A 23,683-nucleotide genomic window follows, 5' to 3' on the forward strand; every position below is an offset into this window, starting at 1 on the left:
CGATCAGCGCAAGCCAACCGTTCCAGCCAAGGAGGGAGTTGAAGGCGCCGCGCCAGATCAGGTGGCGGCGCCGACGTTGAATGGCGGTCATGGCAGCTTCACCACCAGCATGTTGCGGCGGACCTCGATCGAGATTCGCTGCGGCAGATCGGTAACCAGAAAAAAGCCCTGACGGTGCAGGGCTTTGATCAATCCGGGGATAGTTGGGGCGATGACCGCCCGGCATTTACTGGTCATAGCGGCGCTCCAGCAGGATGCAGCGCTCATCGGAGCGCCAGTCACCGGCCTGGAACGGATAATCGTCCTGGTCGGCATCGTCTTCGGTGGGCTCTGGCTCGTCGTCCAGATCGGGCGGGTCGAGCCAGCGATCGTGGGCGCTCATACGCCCACCGGTTCTGCGCGGTGCTGTCGGCACTGCCTGGCAACAGCACCCAGGCGGGCCATATCGATGCGCATGTTGATCAGGTTGTGCTCTTCGTGGCCTATGTCTCCGCAGAAGAGGGCATAGGCGACCATGCCAGCGGCGTAACTGAGTTCGGCTTCGGTTGCCACCAGGTCACCCGGCGGCGTTGTATGCACCTTGCTGAGCCGTTCATCGAACAGCTGGCGGGCGGTTTTGTTGAACATGGTGGGTTCCTCGGTTGATTTCCCGTCAGCCCCTCGCGGGAAGGGCTGCCAGTGAAATCAGGTGATTGCGCCGGCCAGGGCCCAGACGCTGCCACCAAGGCAAGCGACAAGGCCGATGACAAAGAGCCAGGCGCCAAGCGTGAGTCTTGGCATGGTGTTGCTCCGGGGAGTTGCGAAGGGATGCTGCTGGCCGGTGTTACACGCCACATCCGGCTGGGCGATTGCTTTCTCGGGGGCCCTGAGAGCCCAACAGCCGACCACGCCATGCATGCTGTCGGCTCTCGTTTATGCGGTGCTCGACGCTGCGCACCCGGGGTGAGGCTTCCCCTGTACCGAATTGGCTTCGGCTCGCTGCCATGAATCTGCGTTGTGCGCAGAACATGATTTGCATTATGCGCAGAAAATAATCTGCGTCAAGCGCAGAAAATTTTTCGAGGACAAAAAAAATCCCGCTCTGTGGCGGGACTCGTCGGGAAGCAGTGGGTCAGTCAGGCTTGGTTCGCTCCATGTACTGCATGAATTCTTTGTGCCAAAGCTTCTGCTTCTCCCTTATGAGCAGGTAGGCAATACCGGTGAGCACCAATCCAGCACAGATCAAAGGGATCTGTAGGCGCTCACCGTTGTAGCCAGCAATAAGCAGGCAAAAATACGCTGGTAGTGAGCCGGCAAAGAACGACGAGACAAGCCAGAGCATCGGCGCTTGAGGCTTGCGTCCTTGCTTTTCATCCGCAAGCGATTCAGCTCGCCTGAACCGTTTGAAAAACTCATCATCGTTTTCTGTCGTTCCGCGCATTCTCACAGTCCTATTATTTTGGTGTCGATCACACGACCAACTATTTCAAATTCTCCATCAAGCGGTATTACGCGGTAAGCTGGATTTAGAGGTCTCAGATAGGGCGCCCCAGCATCTTCAATGTATTGCTTAAACGTCAATTGCCCGTTTGGCATTTTTACTAAATAAAATTTTCCGGGCTCAGCCTCTGATGCTGGGTGAATCAGTATCAGCATTCCCTCGGGAAACGTCGGACACCCTGAAGAAGCCATAGAGTCACCCACGACCGTGAGCCAGAAGCCTTCTGTGCTGGCGTTTTCAACTGACGGATAGAGAAGGGTGCCTTCTTCAATGAACTCTGAGTGATCGCTGTTATGCCGCACCAGCGCCTCTTCCCAGCCAAACAATGGGTATCTTCTGGCGGGTAAAATGAGTTTGTTGCCAATGTTTCCCTTGTAGAGCGTTCGATGCTCTTCGGGTGTCAATTCAATGGAATTGTTTAAGGCGTAGCTGTCGATGGGTCCTAGTGGCCTGATATGGCTTACCACTTCCATATCAAGAACTTTCATTATTTTTCCTAATAACTCCTGGCTGGCTCCCTGTTTACCTCGTTCAAGGCGTGAAAGATTGCCAGTGTCGGTATCAACCTGGTTGGCGAGAGCCTCAAGGGTCAATCCCTTGGCCTTACGTGCTTGTCTGATGCTTTGTCCAATGTCCATCTGCTGATTTTCTGATCCTGCTGCGCTGTGCGCAAAGCGCCCTGCGCAGATTTTTGTTGCACGAAATCTGCGTTGTGCGCAGAATTGCTTCGAAACCCCTCAAGAAGGCATTTCCCATGTCCCCGCTGAAAAGAGCACGACTGTCCCGCAAGTGGACGCTGGCCGATGTATCGGCCCGCGTTGCGGAGCTGGGCGACCGCCTCGATTCGGGAAACCTCTCCCGAGTTGAGCGTGGCGAACAGAAGGCATCCACGGCATTAGCTGAGAAGCTGGTCCAGGTTTTCGAAGGTGACCTGACCGAGATCCACATCCTGTATCCCGAGCGCTTTGCCGGGGCAGATGACGTGGCGGCTTGATCATGTCGACGACCCAATTAAGCCAGGACCAACTTGTAAGGTCTCGCAAGAACATGGCCGTTCTCATGCAACGGCTTGCATCGGTCGGAAATGGTCCGGTCGCGCTTGCAGTCGGTTGCGATGAAGCAACCATCAGCCGCATGAAGCCTGAGAAGTTCCAGCAGTTCGCAGAGATCCTTGCGGTGTTGGACCTGAAGATCGTCCCGATGGAGATGCGTTGTTTCAACCAGCGCGACATCGAGGCGATCCTGCACCAGGCCAAGCGTTGGATGGAGCATGTCCAGCACGTCGACCAGCTGGACGAGGAATAGGCCGTGCCTGCCTTCCAGATCAATGACGAAGAGTACGCAGCACTGGCCGACGAGCCAGCGGACGTATTCAAGCTGTACTTCGTCATTCGTAAGTGGATGGACTATCGAACTGGAGTATCAGGAGCTAAACGTCGGCTCAGCGAACAAATGTTCCGCGAAGAGCTGTATATTGCCCCCACGCGAGGCCGTCATGAGTCTGGATCCCCCACCAGGCAGAAGGTCAGATCGCTGGTTGATCGCCTGATCACCATTGGTGCAATAACCCCCATTGGAACCTACGTTTTCCAGCTGCCAAATGCGGACTGGGATGGTTCGTCTAAACGATCAGCAACCGATCAGCAACCAGATCAGCAACCAGATCAGCAACCACAGCAGGAGCAGCCAGAGCCCCCGGAAACACTGGGCCACAGCGAAGTGGAAGACGGATCAGCAACCGGATCAGAATCAGACGGATCGCTGATCAGCAACCTACCTCCGATATCCGTTAATACATACACAGCACATACCGCGCACGTGAAGTTCGCGATGACCGATGCGTGGGAGCCAGACCCCACCACGTTCACTGGCGTGCTGTACCGCAACGGCATGGCCGGGCAGACCTTTCACCCAGACCAACTCCTCGAATTCCGCTCCTACTGGATCTCCAATCCTGACCGCCACCGGACACAGGCCCAGTGGGAGCACGCGCTCGCCCAGCAACTGAAACGCCAATCTCGTACCCAGCAATCCACCGAGGGCTATTCCCATGAAACCCGTGGACGAACTACTCGAAGCCGCACGCGCAACGCTCACGACATCCTCACCGACCCAAACTGGTGAGCCTGTGGCCGACAACGTTTCGCCGCTGGAGCAACAGGCTCGCCGCGCTGTTCGCCGGATCTTCGCAACGCTGAAGATCACTTTCCCGGCCTGGTACGAGAAGCACTATGGCGACGAGAAAGCCGAAGCAATGGCCCGTCGCGTCTGGCTCTCAAGCATTGATGGCGTGGGTGATGAAGCCATTGACCGTGGACTGCGCCGCCTTGTCGTTGAGTGCAAGTTTCCACCAGCGCCCTGCGACTTCTTGGAGCTGTGCCGCCGCGTTGATGACCTTCCACCGGTTGAGCATGCATGGCATGAGGCTCTGCAGGGCAAGTACACCCATGAAGCCGTGAAGGTCGCAGCTGAGGCCACTGGCACCTTCGATCTTCGCCAGGCCAAGGCCACCGACAAAGCGCTCTACCAGCGTTTCGAACGCAACTACGCCATCGTCCAGCGCCGCGCCCAGAACGCTCAGCCCCTGGATGGAAAGATCCCGACCGGCATTGGCCACGAATCCAAGACACCAAGACAAATCCAGCTCGCCGCATCGCACCAGGAAGCACGCGACCTGATGGCCGCACAGAACATACCAACAGACCCAAAGGCCGCACGCGCTCTGCTGCTGGCCAAGATGGGCATCCGGAGGCCCGCATGAACTACGAACCGCAACAGCGCCCAGCCCACGGCTTTCAGCCGTTCTCACGCGCCTCGATGTCGATCTTCTGCGACGTGTGCAGCAAGCCACGCAACAAGGGCGACCACGAGCAGTGCGCCAAGACCCGCCAGGCCGCTGGCTTTGTAATCGTGGGGGTGAAGTGATGGCAGCAGGGATGAAGCGTGGCTTACAGGCTCTCGGTCGGCTCAAGACCGGCGAGATGAACAAGACCGAGGCCGCTTACGGGGAGTATCTCAAGGACCGACAGTTCGTTGGCCATATCGCTTGGTTCAAGTTCGAGGGCATCAAGCTGCGCCTGGCTGACAACACGTTCTACACCCCGGACTTTGCGGTGATGCTCGCCAACGGCGAGATGCAGCTCCACGAAGTTAAGGGCTTCTGGACTGACGACGCCAAGGTCAAGACCAAGGTCGCCGCCAGTCTGTACCCATTCAAGATCATCGCCGTCACTGCCAAGACCAAGAAGTCTGGCGGTGGATGGGCGTTCCAAGAGTTCTGAGGAGGCTGCATGAACAAGCCAGTGTGGTTCTGCCGTAAAATTGGCGAGGACGGCGTAATCGTGATCTGCGCCGATCAGATCGTAGGCGAAGGCCTGATGGGCTACCGCCAAAGCATTCACCCGCTTCAACTCGACAACGTGCGCGACCCCCGTGGGTGCTTCATGTCTGTCATCGCTGAAATGAGCGAAATCATGGGGCGGGTGAGTGCGCAACCGCAGCCTGCTTCGCGTGCGTGCGCGTTTGGGGGTGGCCAGTGAGGGAAGAATTGTATGGGCGCGGCGCCATTGCACCCAGGCCCTTGAGCTTAGAGCAGGCAGTGCAGATTCAACGTGAAGTGCAGCTGATCTGCGAGCCGTACAACAACCTCATTCACGACCTGTTGTCTTTCAGTCTCCCCGACGTCGTCTGGGACTCAGCGACAGGTCGTGTGACCACCACTTACTCCGACGATGTTCTATCCAGGCTCAATGCCATTAAAGCGATTAGGGATAAGGCGGTGCAGCGGCACCTTCGAGAGTGCGGAATTATTACCAACCAGGAGCATCAGTCATGACCATCAAGAACCCAACTATCGACCTGACCGATGCCAGTACCCTGGCTCTCGCTGCTGGACACGCTGCACGGGATGCAGGCGAGGCGACTGGCGAAGCTCAGATAAAGCTCAACGAGCTCTCGCAGCGATTCTCCGAACTGGCCCTTCAGGTGCTGGAGGGCAAGCGGTTGCCACGGCTGAAAGACGATGAAAGCGCCGGTGTCTGACCAGCTGACCTTGTTCGCCGAGCCGCCCCGGGTTTCCGTGGCGGTTCGCGCGTTCGTGCCTGTCGTGCCGCCGCCGTCCCGTCCGGGGCCCAAGCGCATCGACTGGTTCCGCGTCATCACCACCGTGCTGCGCTCTGGTGAGTATTCGATTCAGGGTGCGGCTGATGAGATAGGCGTGGCCCGCACCACGCTGATTGGCTGGAAGCAGGGGGCAGAGCCTCGTTACAGCGAGGGCGAGCGCCTGGTACTGCTCTGGTGCAAGATCACTGGCGAAAGCCGGGACAAGCTGCCCATGTGCGCGGCGTGGGACTATCACTTCAAGCCTTGAGGGCGAAACGATGAAATACGAAGAAATTCTGCTGATTGGCGGGCCGTGCGATGGGCAACGGATGAGCGTGATGGCTGGCATTCCGACAGTGCAGGTGTGCGTTCCGGTGGAGCCCGCGGCCTTTCTGGGCGATATTTCGGCGCCCAACGTGGCCAGAACCGCCAGCCACCCGGTTTACCACCGCCACCCCATGCACAGCTCAAGCGGCTTCGTTGGTTCGGTATACGTCGCAGAGGGTGTTGACCCGCTTCCAGCCCTGATTGCCGGGTACCGTCAGCCCAAATAGTCAGGAATCCGACGCCCAGCTGCACCGACCCTGTGGTCATCGATGCCCCGCCACCGTGCGGGGTTTTGTTTGTCCACACCCTGGAGGCGCCCATGAAAGCCCCAGTAAGGAGCAGCAGTATGGCGAATCACCCCGAAGGGATAGTCGAGGCGGTAGGCGTTTCCGTAGCGAGCAAGGGCATGCTTGCAGGGGCGGGTACCGGCTTGGTGGGCTTTCTGTCCCAGGCCAACTGGATCGGCATCATCGGCGTGTTGCTGGCAGCCCTGGGCTTTCTGGTCAACACCTGGTTCCAGATCCGCAAGGACCGCCGCGAGGCCCGCGAGAGTGAGGCTCGCATCCAGGCGCTCAAGGATCAGTGTCAGCGATGAATGGCCGTCAGCGCATTGCAGTGGTGCTGCTGACCCTGAGCGCATCAGGGTTCAGCGCGTGGAAAGCCAGCGAGGGCTTTACCGACACCGCGGTCATCCCCACCAAAGGCGACGTGCCCACAATCGGTCATGGATCTACGCGCTGGGAGGACGGCACCCGCGTCCGGATGGGCGACACCATCACCCGCCAGCGCGCCGAGGTGCTGGCCCGTACGCTCAACAGCCAGGCCGAGAAGGAGTTCGCCGCCAGCCTGCCGGGCGTCAAGCTGCACCAGGACGAGTTCCATCTGTACATGGACTTTGTGGGCCAGTACGGCATGGGCACCTGGAGCGCTGGCTCACCGCGGCGCAGCCTGCTTGCCGGTGACTACGTCCAGGCCTGCCACAACCTGCTCAAGTACAAGTACGCCGCTGGCTACGACTGCAGCACACCGGGCAACAAGCGCTGCTGGGGAGTCTGGAAACGGCAGCTTGAACGCCATGCCAAGTGTATGGAGGCGCAGAAGTGACTAAGTGCCTTCTGGCAATCATCGCCGCGCTCTCTCTCGTCTCGATCCTGACGCTTTGGCGCCTCGACCATGTCACGGCCAGCCTTGACGCCTCAACGGAGCGTGTGCGAGAGCTGGAAGCCTCCAACGAGTCACGGCGTAACACGATGCGGCTGCTCGCAGACCTCGACACCGAACACACCCAGGAGCGCGAACGTGCGAACCAGACCAATGCCAATCTTCGTGCTGCTGTCGCTACTGGTGAGCGCCGGCTGTCAGTCCTCGCCAAGTGCCCCGTCGTGCGAGCCGATGCCTATCCCGGCGTGGATGCTGCAGAAGCGCGAGCCGAACTTAACCCAGCGGCTGCTGAACGAATTATCTCCGTCGGACCAGACGGAGACGACGCAATCAGACAGCTCAACGCACTGATCGACACGGTGCGCGCCGCCTGCCCACTTCCCAAATAGTCGGGATTCCGACGCCTTCCCCCCATGATGCTGGGGCCTCTACCAACCAATGAGGCTTCAGCATGTCCCCGATCATGAAGTACTTCGAGTTCGCCCACCTTCCTCCGCACCTTCAAGAAGTCAGCAAGCCTATCGGCGAGCTGGCGCAGCTGATGGACCAGCAGCTGCCAGACGGAGCCGAAAAGTCGGCCGGACTGCGCAAGCTGCTCGAAGCCAAAGACTACCTGGTCCGCGCCAAGCTCGGCTGAACCTCAGGCCCGGTTATGCGCCGGGCCCCCTATCTCCAAGGAGTGCAGCATGCCAGCCCCAGACAACCTTACCGTCCAGACCCCGGGCGAGCCGATCACCCAGACCGCCCCCGAGCAGACCAGCACCGAGCCGAAAGAGCCGGAGTATGTCGGCAAACACAACGGTGGCGGTCGCTATCGCATCTTCTACACGCCAACCGGCGCCGAGCATGGCGACTGGTTCAGCGACTTCGTGGCTACTGGTGAAGGTGCCAAGGAAGCCGCCCAGGTCGAGGCAGACCGCCTGAACGCTGGCGGTGCTCCATTCGTGAAGCCAGCAGACCCAGAGCCTGAAGCCGCAGCGCCTGCCGCAACTACCACCCAGACCGCCCCCGAGCAGACCAGGCCGGGTGTTGCCGTGCTCACCCCCGAAGGCTGGCTCGTTCCCGAGCTGCCGGCCAACTACTCGAAGGAGTGACGCCATGTGTGGTGGAAAGCCAAGCAAGCCCAAGGTCGTGCAGACCGAAGACCCCGCCGTAACAGCCCAGAAAGCAGCCGACGAGGCCGCCAAGAAGGCGAACGAGGAAACCGCTGCAGCCCGTGCCAAGAAGCAGCGCAGCAGCCTGCTTTCACAAGCCGGCGCCGCTGGCACCGTCATTGAGCAAGGAAAAAGGACCCTCGGGGCATGAACGCTGACCAGATCTGCAAGACCCTCAGCACGCTGAAGTCGTTGCGAAACCCGCATGAGCAGGTCTGGCGCGACTGCTTCGACCACACCTACCCCATGCGGGGCAACGGGTTCTATAACGAAATGATGGACGCCCAGGAGGCGTTGAACCGCAAGGCACGCATCCTGGACGGCACCACCACTGACTCGGCGCGCACCTTGTCCTCGTCGGTCCAGTCTGGACTGACCCCAGCTAACAGCCTGTGGTTTGGCATGGACGTGGCCAAGGCCACCGAGGACGAACGCCGCTGGCTGGACGAGTCGGCCAAGATCATCTGGGAGAACATCCACGCCTCTAACTTCGACGCCGCCGCCTTTGAGGGCGTTCTCGACGTTGTATGCGCTGGCTGGTGTGCCCTGTATATCGACAGCGACCGGGAGCGGGGCGGGTACACCTTCGACCTGTGGCCAATCTCTGGCGTGTACTGCTCGGCATCCGCGCCGGGCGGCAAGATCGACACCGTTTACCGCTCGTACAAGCTGACCGCTGAACAGGCCGTCAACGAGTTCGGCGAAGGCAACGTCAGCGAGAACACCCGCAAGCTATCCAAGGATAAGCCGCAAGAGCTGGTCGAGTTCGTGCACGCCATCTACCCGCGTACCACCTACGTGGTTGGTGGGCGCCTGGCCAAGAACATGCCCATCGCCTCCTGCAAGGTCGAGGTGGAAGCCAAAAAGCTGGTGAGTGAGTCGGGCTATCACGAAATGCCTGTGGTCGTTCCGCGCTGGATGATGATTCCAGACAGCGTGTATGCCACCGGCCCAGTCGCCGAAGCCCTGCCGGATGCGCGCACTCTCAATGAAATGGTCCGCATGGATTTGGCAGCCGCAGACCTGGCCATCGCTGGTATGTGGATCGCGGAAGACGACGGCGTGCTCAACCCCCGTACCGTCAAGGTTGGCCCGCGCAAGATCATCGTGGCCAACTCCGTCGACAGCATGAAGCCGCTGCAGAGCGGTTCGAACTTCAACTACAGTGACAGCCGCATCACCCGCCTGCAAGGCGCTATCCGCAAGACCATGATGGCCGACCAGCTCCAGGCCCAGGACGGTCCCGCCATGACCGCAACTGAGGTGCATGTGCGGGTGAACCTGATCCGCCAGCTGCTGGGCCCAGTCTACGGCCGTCTACAGACCGAGTACCTGCAACCCCTGATCGAGCGTTGCTTCGGCATCGCCATGCGCGCAGGCATCTTGGGCCAGCCGCCTGAGTCGCTGGCAGCAGGCCGCCCCTACACCGTCCGTTACCTGTCGCCGCTGGCCCGCGCCCAGAAGCTGGAAGAAGTCAGCGCCATTGACCAATACGTCACTGGCTGCGCCATGGCGGCAGAGGTTCAGGCCAAGACCGGCCAGCAGCCCGACGCCATGGACAACGTCGACCTCGATGCCGCCGCCCGTTTCCGCGGCGAAGCGCTGGGCGTGCCCAACGACGTCATGCGCAACAAGGCCGACGTCGAGCGCATCCGTGAAGACCGGGCCAAGGCACAGCAAGCAGCCCTCGAACAGGAACAGCAAGCAGCCATGCAGCAGAGCGTTGCTCAAGCCGCCCTCAAGCAAGCACCAGGAGCCGCAGCGTGACCCAGTACACACCCGAACAGCTCGACGACATGTTCAAGCGGGTATTCGAGCAGCACGCCGAGGGCGTGATTGTGCTCGAACACCTGATTCAGCGTTTCAGCAAGAACGCCGTAACCGTGGGCGGCATCGATGCCGTGCTCAAGACCTACCTGCAGGCCGGGCACCGTGAGGTGCTTGACCACATCCTGCTCCGCATCAACCGCGCAAACGGGGTCGATGACCCTAATAACCAAGAGGAATGACCATGCAATCACCAGCAGATGGTGTTCAAGCCAACGAATCAGGCCTGCCGCTTCTGACCGCTGAAAAGGCACAGCTCGATTCCAATCTGGAAAAGCTTCGCGAATCGGTATCAGACGAAGCTCAACAAGCCTTAAGCCCTGATGAGCTCAGTCGCCGTTATCACCAGATCGATGCGATGAGTGTCTATTCGGAAGTTCTCGGCAATCGGATTAAAGCGCTTGGGGGTTCGGTATGAATCTGTTTGTACATAATCGCCTTGGCCACTTCCTGCACGAAGAGGCCGGCGAGGGTGGCGACCCTAGCGGCGGCGCCACTCCGCCAGTAGCAACCCCACCGGCACAGCAGACCAGCACCGTGCTCAACGGTGGCGCCCCCAACGACTGGCTTCCAGAGAAGCACCGCATCAACAAAGAGGATGGCACCCTTGATCTTGAAGCATCGTCGCGGAAGATTGCCGAGGGCTACAAGCAGCTGGAGACGCGCCTGGGTACCGGCGATGCGCCGCCCAAGTCCGCAGACGAATACGCCGTCAAGCTGGAAGGTGTCGAGGGTTTCAACTGGGATGAATTCAAGGCTGATGAGGCCTCTCAGTCGTTTTTGAAGGGCGCGCACGCCAAAGGCATGACCAATGCTCAGGTCGAGTATGTAATCGGCGAGTACATGAAGGCGGCACCGGGCTTGATCAGTGGTGGCGTTCAGCTTAGCCAGGAAGACTGCACCACGGCGCTCAAGGGCGTGTGGGCTGATGACCAGGCCATGCAGTCTGGTGTTCGCTCGTCCTACCGTGCAGCCGAAGCCTTTGCCAGCCCTGAAGGACAGCCGGGCAACTTCCAGAGCCTGATGGCCAAGTACGGCAACGACCCGGACTTCATCGCCTTCACCGCCAACATCGGCAAGGAGCTGGCAGAAGACACGTTGATCACCAATGGAGTGGTCAACGAGGGTGACTTCGAGGTCAAGACCGCCGATCTTCGCAAGCAGTTAGAAGAGCTTGCTCCGCACGATCCGAAGCGTCCGCAGGTGCAGCAGAAGCTCAACGACCTGTACGCAGCCAGGTACAACAAGCAGTCCTCTCGCCTCGGCGCGTAAGCGCTCCCGCCAAATAGTCGGGAAACCGACACCCCTCAACTCCGACCATCACAGGCATCCCGGTAGCAATACCGGGCCGGCCTGCGGTGGCACGCAGACAACCGGACAGCCCCAGGCGCAGCAATGCCGATGCACGCCAGGAACACCGGCCCGCCATGCGGACAACCGGCAGGCATCCCTAATCTGCATTGGAGTGCATTGTATGTCCCAGCAAATCACCGAAGCGTTCGTGCAGCAGTTCGCTGACAACTTCAAGCACGTCGCTCAACAAAGCATGTCCCGTTTCGAAAGCGCGGTGACCATCGAGCCCAACATCGTGGGTATGTCCAAGTCTGTGAACCGTCTTGGCCAGCGTACTGCCCAGCGCCGCACCCAACGCCACGGCGATACCCCGATCAACGATCAACCGCATTCGACCCGGTTCGTGGACCTCTACGACTGGGAAGACGGCGATATGGTCGATGACCAGGACAAGATCCGTATGTTGGTTGACCCGACCTCTGACTACGTCAAGGCCATGGTGGCCGGCATGAACCGCGCCAAGGATGACGTAATTGTCTCGGCGTTCGGTGGTGGCTCGCGCAGCACGCAGGGCGGCATCGTTGTCCCGCTGCCAGCCAGCCAGAAGATTGCCGTGGGCGGCACTGGTCTCACCAAGGCCAAGATCATCCAGGCGAAGAAGATCTTCCGCCTGAACGAGGCTGACGAGGAAGCCGGCGAAGAGCTCTACATGGGCTACCACGCCCAAGCTCTGGTCGACATCCTGGCCGACACCACCCTCACCAGCGCCGACTTTATGGCCGTCAAGATGCTGCAGGAAGGCACCTTGAAAGGCACTTGGATGGGCTTCCGCTGGATTCCGTCTGAGCGCTTCGCCAAGACCGGAAACACCCGCTTTGTCTATGCCTGGGCCAAATCGGGCGTTGTGCTGGGCAAGGGTAAGGAGATCACCACCGAGGTTGGCAAGGACCCGGGTAAGGGCTTCAACGTTCGGATCTACGCCAAGCAGAGCCTGGGCGCCGTGCGCGTGGAAGAGGAAAAGGTCGTCGAGATCGCCGCGAACGACCCGTAAGGGTCTTCGCTGTTCTCGCCCTCAACCCCATTCAGGAGCAACACCATGGCAAACGGCAACGGTTCTCTCGCAGCGGCCCGCACGGCCTACCCGCAGACCCTCACCAAACCCAACCTGCAAGGCGGTGACGTGCAGGTCTTCATCAGCACTTACACCGTCCCAGCAAGCGGCGGTCCAGGCATTGGCGAGTACATCTCGTGGGGTTTCTTGCCCTTCGGTGCACGCCTGATGCCGACCACCAAGCTGTATTTCGCAGCTGGCGCGGCTTCTTCCACCCTCAACCTGGGCGACCCAGTAACGCCGGCGCGCTACCTCGCTGCTACCGCAGTGACCAGTGCCGGTAACGCAGCTGCCGAAGCAGTCTTCGCCAACGGCGGGCTGTTCGACGTTGCTGTCGTCAAGCCAGGCGATGCAACCGACCAGAGCGAGCTCCGCTCGGTCGTGGCTGGCGCAGCGCTACAGGCTGGCCAGGTCATCACCCTGGTTGCCCAGTACGCCCAGCAGAACTGAGCGCGGCTGCCATGGATGGCGTTTCACTTGCCGGGGCCTAATGGCCCCGGTCTTTTTTCCGGAGACACAAGGCATGGCAATGGCAACCGGTGTTTCGATCTGCTCCAACGCGTTGCTGATGCTCGGCGCGCAGACCATCAACGACTTCGCCGACCAGAACAACCTTGACCGGGCCAAGCTGTGCGCGAACCTCTACCCCTTCCAGCGCGATAGCGTGCTGCGTGCTCACCCATGGAACTGCTGCATCAAGCGCATTGTGCTGGCCCCTCTCGCTGAGGCGCCGGCGTTCGGCTATCCGTCTGCGTTCGAACTGCCGGCTGACTGCATCCGCGTGCTCGAGGTCGGGACCAAGGATATGCAGATTGATTACCTGGTCGAAGCCCGGCGAATCCTTGCTGACACGTCAGTGCTCGAGCTGCGCTACGTGTTCCGCAACGAAAACGAATCCACTTGGGATACCCACCTCATCGACCTGATGACTTGCGCCATGGTGGCGGTTCTGGCCTATCCGGTGACGCAGTCGACCTCAGAGCGCGACAGCCGCAAGGCTGAGTTTCAAAGCCTGTTGCGCCAGGCCAAGGCTGTGGATGGACAGGAAGATCCGCCACAAATGCTGGGCAATGAACACCTGCTGGCATCCCGCTTCGGCAATGGTTGGGGGATTCGCTGATGGCGCGCTTCTCCCTGATTCAAACCAACTTCACTGCCGGCGAGCTCTCGCCTCGCATGTATGGCCGTGTCGATATCGCGCGCTATCAGAACGGCGCGATGATCATGGAGAACTGTTGGCCGGTGGTGCACGGTGGCGCAATGCGCCGCTATGGCTCACTGCACAGCGGTGCTGCCAAGTACCCAGACCGCCAGTCGGTGCTGATTCCTTACGTGTTCAACACTCAGCAGGCCTACATCTGCGAGTTTGGCGATCTGTACGTGCGCATTTGGTTTCCGGACGGAACTTACTCCGGCGTTGAGCTGGCAAGCCCTTACAGCGTGGCGATGCTTACCCAGTTCGAGTATGTGCAGGGTGCAGACACCATGTTCATCTTTCACAACGGAGTTCCGATCAATCGCCTGCGCCGCATTACCAATACCCAGTGGAGCTTGGCCGTAGCCCCTTTCGTGACCAAGCCCTTCGACGAGCGTGGCATCGACTTCACCACCAGCATGACCCTGAGTGACGCGACGGTCGGTACCGGACGCACGCTGACCTCATCGGCGCCGGCCTTCCTGGCTGGCGATGTTGGTCGCGAAGTGTGGGCAGGCCCTGGCGTGGCCAAGGTCACGGCCTTTACCAGTCCAACCGTGGTCACGGTGGAAATTTTGAACGCATTCCCTGGAGTGGCTAACCCCACCTGGTCACTCAAGGGCAGCCCGCAGACGCCAAACACGCTTAGCGCTTCAAGCCCAGTTGGTTCGACTATCACCATGACGCTGACTGATGACGGGTGGCGTTCTGGTGATGTGGGCAAGCTGGTCAAGATCAACAGTGGCCTGATGGAAATCACTATTTTCACCAACGCCAAGGTTGTGTCGGCCAAGATCATCGTAGCGGCAACGTCTGTAACGGCTGCGCCGGCAAACTCCTGGTCGCTTGAATCAAGTGTTTGGAACGATACCGACGGATACCCCGGGACAGGAACGCTGTTTGAGCAGCGCTTGCATGCCGCTGGCTCGCCGAATTTCCCGCAGACCGTCTGGTCGTCCAAGACCGGCGAGTCGCTTAACTTTGAACTTGGCACCAAGGATGACGACGCCACGTCCTTCACCGTTTCTTCTGATCAGATCAACCCCATCCTGCACCTTGCGCAGGTCAAGACCCTGGTGGCGCTGACCTACGGCGGTGAGTTCACCATCACAGGCGGCATCGAGAAGCCCATCACCCCGACCAACATCCAGGTGAAGAACCAGTCGGTGTATGGATGTAACCGGGTTCGCCCGGTGCGGATCGGTAACGAGCTCTACTTCGTGCAGCGCGCCGGCCGCAAGCTGCGGGCTATGGCCTACAAGTACGACTCCGACGCTTACGGCTCCCCGGATATGTCGGTGCTTTCCGAGCACATCACCGAGTCTGGCATCGTCTCCATGGCGTATCAGCAGGAGCCTGAAAGCATCCTTTTCATGCCTCGTACCGATGGCGTGTTAGCCACGATGACTGTCGATCGAGATCAGGACGTTATTGGCTGGGCCCGCCAGACCACGGATGGGGCTTACGAATCGGTGGCCACCATTCCTGTTGAGGGCGGCGATCAGATATGGGCAGTTGTTCGCCGGGTGATCAACGGCCAGACGGTTCGGCACATCGAGCGCTTCGTCGAGGGATGCCAGGTCGATGACGGCATTGCAGCCTCCAGCGTTGGCGGCCAAACCATATGGACTGGCCTTGGCCACCTGGAGGGCAAGACTGTAGATGTCGTCGCCGACGGCGTCCCCATGCAGCAGCAGGTGGTTACTGGGGGGCAGATAACTTTGCCCCGCAAAGCCAAGAGCGTGCAGATCGGTCTGGCATTCGTGACGCGCGTTAAGACCCTGACTCCAGAGGTTCAGGGCAGCACCGGTACCGCCCAGGGCAACAGCATGCGCATTGGTGAAATCACGCTGCGTTTCCTGAATACGACCGGATGCAAGATCAAGGGATCAGGCGGTTATCAGCAAACCATCAGCTTCCGGAACCTTGGTGAGGATGTGCTTGATCAGCCACCACCAAACTACAGCGGCGTAAAGCGCCTGGAGAATCTGGGGTGGGAGCGCGGCGAAGCCTCCCTAGAGATCATCCAAGACCAGCCGCTCCCATTCCATCTGCTCAGCGTCATCAAGAAGATGACCATTAACGACTGAGGTGCATGATGATCCGTGCAGCAAAGCATGACGATATCCCGCGGTTGGTCGAGCTTGGCCAGCTGCTCCACGCAACCAGCAGCTATGCCAGCGTCGGGTTTAATCCCGAGAAGGTATCTACCCTGCTTGGCCAGTTGATTGATGGCCTTGGCGTTGTATTCATAGCCGAGGTAGGGGGCGAGGTTATAGGGGGCTTCGCCGGGGCCATCACCGAACAGTGGTTCAGTGACGACTTGATCGCCTTCGATTACTCGTTGTTCATCGAGCCAACCAAGCGCCAGGGCCTAACGGCTCTTAAGCTCATTCTGGCCTTCCAAAACTGGGCCAAGGCCAAGGGCGCCAAGGAGATCCGGATGGGCATCACCACCGGCATGAACGTCGAAGGCACGTCCAGGCTGTACAAGCACATGGGCTTCAACTACGTGGGCCCTCTTTTCCAGATGGAGGTAAGCCATGGGAATTGAAACCGCGGCCTTGGCGGCCATGGCGGCTTCTACCGCCTTTTCTGTGTACTCAACGGTTCAGCAGGGAAAGCAAGCGCAGCTGAATGCTGACGCCCAGTCGGAGCAAGCGCAGATCGACGCAGACAACGCGGCAAGCGCAGCCAAGGTGCAGGCCGACCGAATCCGCAAGATGGCACGCAATCAGTCTGGAGAGGCCAGGGCCGCTTTAGCCGCTTCAGGCGTAGACGTTGGCGAGGGCACCGCCCTCAACATCAACGAAGAGATCTACGGCAACGCCGAGGAAGATGCCGTAATGACCATCCTCAATGGTGAGAACCAGCGGAAGCGCGGATACACCGATGCTTCCAATATGTCTCTGTACGGCAAGCAGCAGCGTTCTGCTGCCAATTCGCAGGCCATTGGTAGCGTCCTCAACGCTGGTGCACAGGTTGGCATGTGGAAGGCCAGCGCTGCAGGTCGCAACGGGACTGTGTCGCAAGCAGGGGGTAACGGCTGATGGCAACCATTCCAATTGGCCCAAGCGTTGCCCGTGTGCTGCCTGATGCGCAGCAAAACCGTGTCATCACTATGGACCCTAGCTTGCAGTCGCGCGGTGCCCAGCAGGTAGCTGATGCGGTTCAACGCACGGCCATGAACGTGCTGGACAACAAGCAGAGGGAAGACCAAGCCCTTGCCCGAGTGAGGGCGAGCAACGCGCTGTTCGAGCGCGAAACACAGATCAGCACCATCAACAACGACCTGGCCGAGCAAGTGCGGCTTGGCACGCTGGGCCATGACAAGCTTGAAGAAGCCTACACAAGCGCCGTATCGAAGCTTGAGCCGCTGAAAATGGATGGGCTGGACGATGCAGCCCGTGAAGGTATGGGTCTGGCCCAGCAACGCCTGCAACTGCAAGGCCAGGACGGCATTCGAAAATTGGCAATTGGTGCCCGTGCCGATGCTGCCAAGGGCGATCTTGCCACCCGCTTGGATCTGATAGGCAAAGAGGCAGCCATGCCCGGCGCCGATATCAGCAAGCTCAACGCCCGCCTTGATAGCGAAGACGTGGATATGGCCGGACGTCTTGCCTTTGGCGACATGTGGGCGTCGAGGAAACAGGAAGCCAAGGATGCGAACTGGACCACCCAGGCCACTCAGCGGGTGGTTGCGGCGCGTGATGGGTTGGGCAACCTGCAGCAGATCGAGCACGACCTCACCGCAGCTGACGGCTTCTATGCTGGAAAGCTTGATCCGGAGAAGCGCAACCAGCTGCTGAATACCGTCACCGGCCGTATCTACCAGGTGAAGGAACACCAGCAACGCCAAGGGGAAATGCGGGAAATGAAGGCCGAGCGCGTGCTAGCCCAGATGGACCGGCAGGCGGCTACCGGCATTCCACCCACGGTGGCTGAGCAGCAACGCTGGCGCGAAAGCTTGGCGGGCACCTCAATGGCTGGCGAGTACAACACCCGCGTCCAGGAAATGAACGAAGTGCAGGACCTACTTCGCAAGCCAATGCTCGAGCAGCAGCAGTACCTGGACAGCAAGCGCCGGCAGATGGCAGAGACTGGCGGGTCGCCCGCATCGATCAGCAACCTGAACCGTCTACAGACTGCCGTCGACAACAACATCAAGATGATGCGCGAAGACCCGCTGACCTTTAACGCCATGCGCACCGGGCAAGACGTAGAGCCGCTGGATATCAGCGGCATTGCCACGCCTGAGGGTCAAGTAAAGCTGGCAGAGCAGCTTGGCCAGCGGTACGACATCGTGAACTCGGTGCGCAGTGCATATGGTCCGCAGGTAGCGCGCAACCCTTGGAAACCGGGCGAACAGGCCATGCTAGCGGCAGTACTTGCGCAGGCAGACGACAGCACCAAGCTGACGATTTTCAGCACCCTGGCCCAGTCCGCTCCAACAGGTGCGGATTACGCGGCATCCATCAAACCGCTGGTTGCTGATCAGCCTGTCACCGTGCTGGCGGGTTTCGCGACGTTCAAGGGTTACAAGGGGCCAGATGGAACAGATGTTCCCAAAATGCTCCTTCAGGGACAAAAGATCCTGGCTGACAAATCTGTGCCTATGCCGGAAGAAACGAAATTGGCTGCCGCATTTGACGAGCGAGTCGGTCTATCACTGACCCCTGGTTCACAACAGCGCGAACAGGCGTATCTGGGATTCAAGGCTCTGTACGCCAGTACCGCAATGGCCACCGGGAAAGGATACGAGACAGGCGATGACCCTGATAGCAAAACAGCTGACAAGGCTGTTGAAATGGCCACAGGCGGCATCGCCGAGCGAGCCAGTCACAAGGTCATCAAGCCTTATGGAATGACTGACCATGTCTTCAACAAGGTCGTGGACATTGAACTGGAAGGCCTTTCCAAGCGAACCGAGTTCCCCATCGGCCAGCTTGAGGATATGCCGCTTGAGCCGGTACCGGGCAAGGAGGGGATCTATTACCTCATGAACGCGGACCGCATCCAGGTTGATCCCAAGACCAACGAACCGATGATTGTGAGGGTTAAATGAGCTGGCTCAATGAAATGGTCGATGCGGGTGAGGTGGCCAGTCAGGATCAGCTGTACGACCGAACCACCGAGAAACTTGCACCGGGCGCCTTCACTGGCGCCCTTGGTGCAGTTGGTCCTGGGCTGCTTCGTGGTGCCATCGAGGCGGGGCGTACGATTCAGACCACGGCCATGCAGCTTGGTAGCGCTGCTATCGAATCAGACTTGTCGATTGGCGCAGGCTATTTCCCCGAGTTCGAAGGTGGCCAGGTCGAAGCGCAGCAGGAGTTCGGCGAGGGTGAGGCTCGGCGCATTGGCGAGGAAACGGCCAAGTCGGTAATGAACCTGCGCCCCGATCTCACCGAGGTTGGGGTTGTTGGTCAGATCCTTGGAGAGGCTGCCGCTATCTTGCCGCGTACTGTGGCTGGGGCAGTTGCCGGTGGCCCTCTTGGCGCTGCGGTTGCTGCTGGTGCGCCTGCGGGCTACAGCGGCAAACAGGTGGCCATGGCCGAGGGCATCGACGAGACAACGGCAACTCTCAAGGGCGCGATCGATGCGGGAACCGTTGGGATTGGCGCCATCCTGCCGGTTGCACGGTTCGTTGGTCCAGTGCTGGGCGATGCCGCAATCTCTGTCGGGGCAAACGTTGGGCTTGGCATGGCTGGTCGCGGCCTCACTGCTGAGGTTCTGGAGAAAGGTGGTTACACCACCCAGGCCGCGCAGTACCGCATGATGGATGGTACCGCCATCGCCACTGATGCCATTCTTGGCGCTGCCTTCTTCGGCATCGGTCGGGCCAGTATGCGCAAGCCAACTACTGACCAGGTCGATGCCGCCCTCACTGAGCGTACTACCCAGCACTTCGATGTTGATGCTGCACCTGGCGCCCCGGTTGACCCTCGGTCGGCTATGTCTCATCAGGAGGCGTTGCGCACCGCTATTGGCCAGCTCAGTCGCGGCGAGCCTGTGGCGGTACCGGAGAGCATTCATAGCGCCGACTTTCTTCGTGGGAACGAGCCCCCAGCGCCCAAGGCGCCCACCCGCGAGGAAGCCATTACCACTGCTCGCCAGGATCTGGAACCAATCGTTCGTGCCGAGCTGGAGCAGGAAGCGGTTGGTGTATTGCCGAACGTGGCCGATGTTAGAACCGAGCTTGCAGCTGTGTCCCGCAGCCTTGAAGGGCTAGATGAAACATTCCGTGCTCGAGCAAAGGAGTTCCAAGACGAAGGCATGGGCCGTAAAGGTGCCGAGACTGCAGCACGTAAGGCGATAGAGCAGGAGCGTCAAGAGCTGACGGATCGTGTTGCAGCTCTGGAAGGTTCCCTAAACGGGAATCGAACTGGGGAGCTCGCTCGGGGGGAGCTCGCCGCATTGGCCCGCGGGGAAACCCCGGAGCGTTTGCAGCCGCGCATAGAGGAACGGGCTGACCAGATCATGCAGGGCTTCGAGCGCAAGCCTCTGGCTTCCGGTGTGACCCAGGGTAATGCCCGGATGAACTTGGCTGCTGTTGCCCGCCAGGAGATTGCCCGCTTGATCGCGGAGCAGGATGCGCTGGCGCCTCGAGCTGAGCCGGTTGGGCTGGATATCGGCACACCCAAGGCCGTTACGAAAACTCAAGATAGCGTTACAGAACCGGCTGGAGCCGCGACAAAACAGGCAGAAAGCGTTACATCCGGATCGAAACCTTTGACACCGGAGCGTGATCCTGCCGATCTGGCCAGCCCCAGCCAGGCCGATTCCGACCCAACCATCCAGCTGGCTGACGAGATCATGGCTCGAATGGATGATATGCGGCTTCCTACCGGCGCGCTTGATGACGAGGGCCGTCCGGTCACCGTCTCTGCCCGCGAACTGCTGGCGCAGGCCGACGACGAAATTAAGGCCGCTCAGCAGGATGCGCGTGGTTTTGCTGCAGCGGCAGCTTGCTTTCTCCAGCGTGGTTTGGGTTGAATGCGCAATCTGCCATCACTACATAAGGAATAACAATGAAATGGCTTTCGCTGGCGATGCTGTCGCTGGTTTTATCAGGGTGCGCTACAACAGGGAAATATGAGGCTGTTCTACAAAGCTGGGTCGGTTCCAGTGAACTGGCGTTGATCCAGAGTTGGGGCCCACCTCAACAGGCGTACGATACGGGTGGCCACCGCTTCTTGGTTTACTCGTCTGGTGGAAACATGTACCTGCCAGGTACTGCTCCCACTTACCAAACCACGTACTACGGAAACACGGCTTACACCAACTCGTACGGTGGTACTCCAGCCATGAACGTCCAGCTCTCTTGCGTAACAACATTTGAGATCGCCGACGGGGTCATCACAAGTTGGAACTGGCGCGGCAACAACTGCGTCTCGCAGTAGCCAAATAGTCGGGAAACCGTCTATCTCCAAGCCATAGGCTTGCTCCATTCCCCAAGGAGCAAGCTAATGCGCCCAGAATGTATCCAGGCCGTCACGCAGGCGATTGGCCGCACGCTTAACCAGCAGGAAATCCAAGGCATCGAAAACCGGGTACGCCAGAACATGAAGCAGCTGGCGCAGACTGACCCGCAGTGGCAATCCAAATCTGCCGTCGACCGGTTGACCGAAGCCGCCCGCAAGTCTGCCCAAGACCTGGTGGCCGAAGCTGACCTCAAGAAGAAGCGTGTTGCCCTGACCATCCTTGCGCATGACCGGGTGCAGAGCTACATGCAGCGCTTTCCAGAACAGCCACTCGAAGGCCTCGACCGTCTGCTGGCGTTCTCCAGCGACGGCAAGAGCGGCATCCTTTCCATCGAATCTGCAACCCGCGCCATCCGTGATGATTCCCTAAGTCGCATGATCGATGTCATCGACGCTACCAAGGGCAAGTTCATGGGCTTATTCCAGGACCGCGCTGGCAACTTGGCGCTGGTGAAAGAGCTGCACGGCGAAGACTCCGGCAACGCTGCGGCCAAGGCTGCGGCCAAGTCGTTCCAAGACGTCACTGAGCAGCTGCGCCTTCGCTTCAACCGTGCCGGTGGCGACGTTGGCAAGCTTGATGACTGGGCCATGCCGCGCGATCACTCGCAGGTTAAGGTTGCCCGCGATCAGGCTACGTGGGTCAGCGATCACCTGAAATGGGCGAACCGTGGCAAGTACCTGAACGAAGACGGCACGCCGATGAATGACCAGCAACTGACCGACTTCCTTGGGCATGCCTGGGAAACGTTGGCTACTGGCGGCGTGAACAAGCTTGAGCCTGGTGCTGTCTCCGGCAACGGAATGCGCGCCAACCGGGGCAGCGAGTCGCGCCAGATCCACTACAAGGATGCCGAAAGCTTCATTGCCGCCCAGCAGGCCTACGGCGATAAGAACCTGCTCGAGCTGCTGATTGGTCACATTGATCGAGCAGCCCGCGATATCTCCTTGGTCGAGAACCTGGGGCCCAACCCTAACCACCAGATGCGCTATTTCTTGGAAGCCGGGCAGAAAGCGCAGATGGACAAGGCCTTGACCGTGCCAGGCAAGAAGGGCGAGAAGGCCCGCGAGTCTGTCGAGAAGCAACGCAAACGCATAGAAAGCTTGTACGAGGAAGTGGCCGGTACCCGCGAGCCGCCAGCCTCCGCAGCCATCGCCAATGGCTTTGATACCTACCGCGCCCTCAACGTGGCCAGTCGTCTTGGCTCGGCGGTCATTACCTCTGTCACCGATCAGGGGACGCTTGGGCTTACTGCTTCCATCAACGGCATGCCGGTTATGCAGGTGTTTGCCAACGAGCTGCGCATGATGAATCCGGCCAACGCCACAGACCGGCGCTTTGCACAGCGCGCAGGCTTGGGCCTGAACCAGATGATCGGCAGCCTTAATCGGTGGGGAGCTGACGGCCTGGGCACCACTGAGGCGATATCAGGGCGAATCGCCAAGTTCTCCCAAGCCGCTGCCAGCAAGGTAATGCAGGTTTCTGGAATGAACGCCATGACGGCCGGCGCTCAACGCGCATTCGGCGCCACCATGATGGACACCATCGGCAGCATGACCCGGCGCTTCCAGGACTTCGCCAGCATGGATGCCGGTGACGCCAAGCGCCTGCAAGCCATGGGTGTGACCGATGCTGATTGGTCCGTCTGGCGGCTGGCTCAGCCCGAGGACTGGCGCGGCGCTGGCGATGAGGTGCTGACCGCCGGCAGCATCTACCGCATCCCTGATGCCCAGCTCACCGGCCTGGCCAAGCAGCTCAAGACTACGCCGCAGCGTCTCAAGGACCAGGCAGCCACCAAGCTGCTGGGTACCGTTCTGGATGAAACCAACATGGCGATCATCGAGCCAGGCGCCCGGGAAAAGGCGTTCATGCATGGTGGTGTGCAGCGTGGGACCTGGGGCGGTGAGCTGCAGCGCAGCTTCTGGCAGTTCAAATCTTTCTCGATCGCCATGATGATGCGGCACTTCAATCGCGCCATGGCTCAGGAAACAGGCTGGGGCAAAGCTGGTTATCTGGCTTCGTTGATGGCCAGTACCACGGTGCTGGGCGCTATGGCCATTCAGTTGAACGAGGTGGCCAGCGGCCGTGACCCCAAGAACATCCTGGACGATGGTGCGCTTGGTGTTCCTGGCCTGCGCTTCGGTGCTGCCGCCTTCCTCAAGGGTGGATCCCTAGGCCTTTACGGCGACTTTCTGTTCAGTGATCAGACTCAGGGCGGGCAGTCTGGCTTGGCGGCTATTGGCGGCCCTATTGCTGGCGATATCGAATCCATCTTCAAGCTCAAGGGCACCGCGGCTGACGGCAATGTCGACAGCACAGGGGGCAACCTGGTGCGACTGGTAAAGAGCCATACCCCAGCCGCGAACCTCTGGTACACCAAGGCCGCGACCGATCACATGATCTTTCACCAACTGCAGGAGTACTTCTCCCCAGGCTACATGCGTCGGATGCGCCAGCGCGCAAGAAAGGACTTTGGCCAAGAGTTTTGGTGGGAACCGGGCGAGATGTCGCCAGACCGCGCACCGTCCATGGGCGCAGCAGTAGGGGAGCGCTGA

Annotated in this window: 35 protein-coding genes; 30 read left to right on the forward strand and 5 right to left on the reverse strand. The window is 59.9% G+C overall.

The genetic code is table 11. From position 1 onward, the window contains the following. Window positions 1–87: 87 nt before the first annotated feature. The 5 genes from H8F21_RS22090 to H8F21_RS22110 form a co-directional block, all read right to left on the reverse strand. A complete protein-coding gene (locus tag H8F21_RS22090; RefSeq protein WP_203585316.1) occupies window positions 88–237 on the reverse strand; it encodes a hypothetical protein in 150 nt (49 codons plus the stop codon). Continuing rightward, a complete protein-coding gene (locus H8F21_RS22095) occupies window positions 227–382 on the reverse strand; it encodes a hypothetical protein (RefSeq protein WP_203585317.1) in 156 nt (51 codons plus the stop codon). The genes H8F21_RS22090 and H8F21_RS22095 overlap by 11 nt, the downstream gene beginning before the upstream one ends. Further along, window positions 379–627 carry a hypothetical protein gene (locus H8F21_RS22100; protein ID WP_203585318.1) on the reverse strand — a complete coding sequence of 83 codons (249 nt, stop codon included), beginning with the start codon at window positions 625–627 and terminating at the stop codon, window positions 379–381. Before H8F21_RS22100 ends, H8F21_RS22095 begins: the two co-directional genes overlap by 4 nt. Window positions 628–1,111: 484 nt before the next feature. Then, the gene (locus tag H8F21_RS22105) at window positions 1,112–1,420 is read right to left on the reverse strand and encodes a hypothetical protein (protein ID WP_203585319.1); all 309 of its coding nucleotides are present in this window, start codon (window positions 1,418–1,420) and stop codon (window positions 1,112–1,114) included. Between the two features lie 2 nt (window positions 1,421–1,422). Continuing rightward, window positions 1,423–2,118 carry a helix-turn-helix domain-containing protein gene (locus tag H8F21_RS22110; RefSeq protein WP_203585320.1) on the reverse strand — a complete coding sequence of 232 codons (696 nt, stop codon included), beginning with the start codon at window positions 2,116–2,118 and terminating at the stop codon, window positions 1,423–1,425. 116 nt (window positions 2,119–2,234) lie between these two features. Between H8F21_RS22110 and H8F21_RS22115 the strand changes: the two genes are divergently transcribed. From H8F21_RS22115 to H8F21_RS22260, 30 genes are all read left to right on the forward strand, one after another. Beyond that, the gene (locus H8F21_RS22115) at window positions 2,235–2,474 is read left to right on the forward strand and encodes a helix-turn-helix domain-containing protein (RefSeq protein ID WP_203585321.1); all 240 of its coding nucleotides are present in this window, start codon (window positions 2,235–2,237) and stop codon (window positions 2,472–2,474) included. A 53-nt stretch (window positions 2,475–2,527) separates the two neighbouring features. Further along, entirely contained in the window at window positions 2,528–2,785 is a 258-nt protein-coding gene (locus H8F21_RS22120; protein WP_236043165.1) for a CII family transcriptional regulator, read from the forward strand. A gap of 3 nt (window positions 2,786–2,788) precedes the next feature. Next, window positions 2,789–3,604, forward strand: coding sequence for a DnaT-like ssDNA-binding domain-containing protein (locus H8F21_RS29865; protein WP_203585323.1), 816 nt, complete (start codon window positions 2,789–2,791; stop codon window positions 3,602–3,604). Window positions 3,605–3,608: 4 nt separating this feature from the next. After that, on the forward strand, window positions 3,609–4,241 hold the full coding sequence (locus tag H8F21_RS22130) for a PRP11 family protein (protein ID WP_328824527.1): 633 nt from the start codon (window positions 3,609–3,611) through the stop codon (window positions 4,239–4,241). Then, on the forward strand, window positions 4,238–4,405 hold the full coding sequence (locus H8F21_RS22135; protein WP_194936575.1) for a hypothetical protein: 168 nt from the start codon (window positions 4,238–4,240) through the stop codon (window positions 4,403–4,405). The genes H8F21_RS22130 and H8F21_RS22135 overlap by 4 nt, the downstream gene beginning before the upstream one ends. A gap of 11 nt (window positions 4,406–4,416) precedes the next feature. Further along, the gene (locus H8F21_RS22140; protein WP_194936576.1) at window positions 4,417–4,761 is read left to right on the forward strand and encodes a DUF1064 domain-containing protein; all 345 of its coding nucleotides are present in this window, start codon (window positions 4,417–4,419) and stop codon (window positions 4,759–4,761) included. Window positions 4,762–4,770: 9 nt separating this feature from the next. Then, window positions 4,771–5,019, forward strand: coding sequence for a hypothetical protein (locus H8F21_RS22145; protein WP_194936577.1), 249 nt, complete (start codon window positions 4,771–4,773; stop codon window positions 5,017–5,019). 292 nt (window positions 5,020–5,311) lie between these two features. Further along, window positions 5,312–5,521 carry a hypothetical protein gene (locus H8F21_RS22150; RefSeq protein ID WP_203585325.1) on the forward strand — a complete coding sequence of 70 codons (210 nt, stop codon included), beginning with the start codon at window positions 5,312–5,314 and terminating at the stop codon, window positions 5,519–5,521. Continuing rightward, entirely contained in the window at window positions 5,514–5,849 is a 336-nt protein-coding gene (locus H8F21_RS22155) for a hypothetical protein (RefSeq protein ID WP_203585326.1), read from the forward strand. Before H8F21_RS22150 ends, H8F21_RS22155 begins: the two co-directional genes overlap by 8 nt. Before the next feature lie 10 nt (window positions 5,850–5,859). Beyond that, window positions 5,860–6,135, forward strand: a complete 276-nt coding sequence (locus H8F21_RS22160; protein ID WP_203585327.1) for a hypothetical protein — start codon at window positions 5,860–5,862, stop codon at window positions 6,133–6,135. Window positions 6,136–6,254: 119 nt separating this feature from the next. Beyond that, on the forward strand, window positions 6,255–6,503 hold the full coding sequence (locus tag H8F21_RS22165; protein WP_203585328.1) for a holin: 249 nt from the start codon (window positions 6,255–6,257) through the stop codon (window positions 6,501–6,503). Further along, window positions 6,500–7,012, forward strand: a complete 513-nt coding sequence (locus H8F21_RS22170) for a glycoside hydrolase family protein (protein WP_203585329.1) — start codon at window positions 6,500–6,502, stop codon at window positions 7,010–7,012. Before H8F21_RS22165 ends, H8F21_RS22170 begins: the two co-directional genes overlap by 4 nt. Then, on the forward strand, window positions 7,009–7,458 hold the full coding sequence (locus H8F21_RS22175; RefSeq protein ID WP_203585330.1) for a lysis system i-spanin subunit Rz: 450 nt from the start codon (window positions 7,009–7,011) through the stop codon (window positions 7,456–7,458). Before H8F21_RS22170 ends, H8F21_RS22175 begins: the two co-directional genes overlap by 4 nt. 62 nt (window positions 7,459–7,520) lie before the next feature. Continuing rightward, window positions 7,521–7,706: a hypothetical protein gene (locus H8F21_RS22180; RefSeq protein WP_203585331.1), complete on the forward strand. Its 186-nt coding sequence runs from the start codon at window positions 7,521–7,523 to the stop codon at window positions 7,704–7,706. A gap of 49 nt (window positions 7,707–7,755) precedes the next feature. Continuing rightward, entirely contained in the window at window positions 7,756–8,163 is a 408-nt protein-coding gene (locus H8F21_RS22185) for a hypothetical protein (protein WP_203585332.1), read from the forward strand. Between the two features lie 4 nt (window positions 8,164–8,167). Beyond that, window positions 8,168–8,374 (forward strand): hypothetical protein, encoded by a 207-nt coding sequence (locus H8F21_RS22190; RefSeq protein WP_203585333.1) that lies wholly within the window; start codon window positions 8,168–8,170, stop codon window positions 8,372–8,374. Beyond that, window positions 8,371–9,990, forward strand: coding sequence for a portal protein (locus H8F21_RS22195; protein WP_203585334.1), 1,620 nt, complete (start codon window positions 8,371–8,373; stop codon window positions 9,988–9,990). Before H8F21_RS22190 ends, H8F21_RS22195 begins: the two co-directional genes overlap by 4 nt. Further along, complete coding sequence (locus tag H8F21_RS22200; RefSeq protein ID WP_194936583.1) at window positions 9,987–10,232, forward strand: Bbp19 family protein; 246 nt, start codon at window positions 9,987–9,989, stop codon at window positions 10,230–10,232. The genes H8F21_RS22195 and H8F21_RS22200 overlap by 4 nt, the downstream gene beginning before the upstream one ends. A gap of 2 nt (window positions 10,233–10,234) precedes the next feature. Further along, window positions 10,235–10,468: a crAss001_48 related protein gene (locus H8F21_RS22205; RefSeq protein WP_203585335.1), complete on the forward strand. Its 234-nt coding sequence runs from the start codon at window positions 10,235–10,237 to the stop codon at window positions 10,466–10,468. After that, window positions 10,465–11,322 (forward strand): hypothetical protein, encoded by an 858-nt coding sequence (locus tag H8F21_RS22210; RefSeq protein WP_203585336.1) that lies wholly within the window; start codon window positions 10,465–10,467, stop codon window positions 11,320–11,322. Before H8F21_RS22205 ends, H8F21_RS22210 begins: the two co-directional genes overlap by 4 nt. Before the next feature lie 202 nt (window positions 11,323–11,524). Then, entirely contained in the window at window positions 11,525–12,394 is an 870-nt protein-coding gene (locus tag H8F21_RS22215) for a phage capsid protein (RefSeq protein ID WP_236043167.1), read from the forward strand. 45 nt (window positions 12,395–12,439) lie between these two features. After that, the gene (locus tag H8F21_RS22220) at window positions 12,440–12,904 is read left to right on the forward strand and encodes a hypothetical protein (RefSeq protein WP_203585338.1); all 465 of its coding nucleotides are present in this window, start codon (window positions 12,440–12,442) and stop codon (window positions 12,902–12,904) included. Between the two features lie 73 nt (window positions 12,905–12,977). Next, window positions 12,978–13,574, forward strand: a complete 597-nt coding sequence (locus H8F21_RS22225) for a phage connector family protein (protein WP_236043168.1) — start codon at window positions 12,978–12,980, stop codon at window positions 13,572–13,574. Beyond that, entirely contained in the window at window positions 13,574–15,739 is a 2,166-nt protein-coding gene (locus H8F21_RS22230) for a phage tail protein (protein WP_203585340.1), read from the forward strand. The genes H8F21_RS22225 and H8F21_RS22230 overlap by 1 nt, the downstream gene beginning before the upstream one ends. A 5-nt stretch (window positions 15,740–15,744) precedes the next feature. Next, window positions 15,745–16,203 (forward strand): GNAT family N-acetyltransferase, encoded by a 459-nt coding sequence (locus H8F21_RS22235; RefSeq protein WP_203585341.1) that lies wholly within the window; start codon window positions 15,745–15,747, stop codon window positions 16,201–16,203. Then, on the forward strand, window positions 16,193–16,699 hold the full coding sequence (locus H8F21_RS22240) for a hypothetical protein (RefSeq protein WP_203585342.1): 507 nt from the start codon (window positions 16,193–16,195) through the stop codon (window positions 16,697–16,699). Before H8F21_RS22235 ends, H8F21_RS22240 begins: the two co-directional genes overlap by 11 nt. Further along, window positions 16,699–18,714, forward strand: a complete 2,016-nt coding sequence (locus H8F21_RS22245; RefSeq protein ID WP_203585343.1) for a hypothetical protein — start codon at window positions 16,699–16,701, stop codon at window positions 18,712–18,714. The genes H8F21_RS22240 and H8F21_RS22245 overlap by 1 nt, the downstream gene beginning before the upstream one ends. Further along, window positions 18,711–20,642: a hypothetical protein gene (locus tag H8F21_RS22250; RefSeq protein ID WP_203585344.1), complete on the forward strand. Its 1,932-nt coding sequence runs from the start codon at window positions 18,711–18,713 to the stop codon at window positions 20,640–20,642. Before H8F21_RS22245 ends, H8F21_RS22250 begins: the two co-directional genes overlap by 4 nt. Before the next feature lie 35 nt (window positions 20,643–20,677). Further along, window positions 20,678–21,049, forward strand: a complete 372-nt coding sequence (locus H8F21_RS22255) for a hypothetical protein (protein ID WP_203585345.1) — start codon at window positions 20,678–20,680, stop codon at window positions 21,047–21,049. 66 nt (window positions 21,050–21,115) lie between these two features. Next, a complete protein-coding gene (locus H8F21_RS22260; protein WP_203585346.1) occupies window positions 21,116–23,683 on the forward strand; it encodes a hypothetical protein in 2,568 nt (855 codons plus the stop codon).

This window comes from Pseudomonas arcuscaelestis, assembly GCF_016881005.1.
Classification (GTDB): domain Bacteria; phylum Pseudomonadota; class Gammaproteobacteria; order Pseudomonadales; family Pseudomonadaceae; genus Aquipseudomonas; species Aquipseudomonas arcuscaelestis.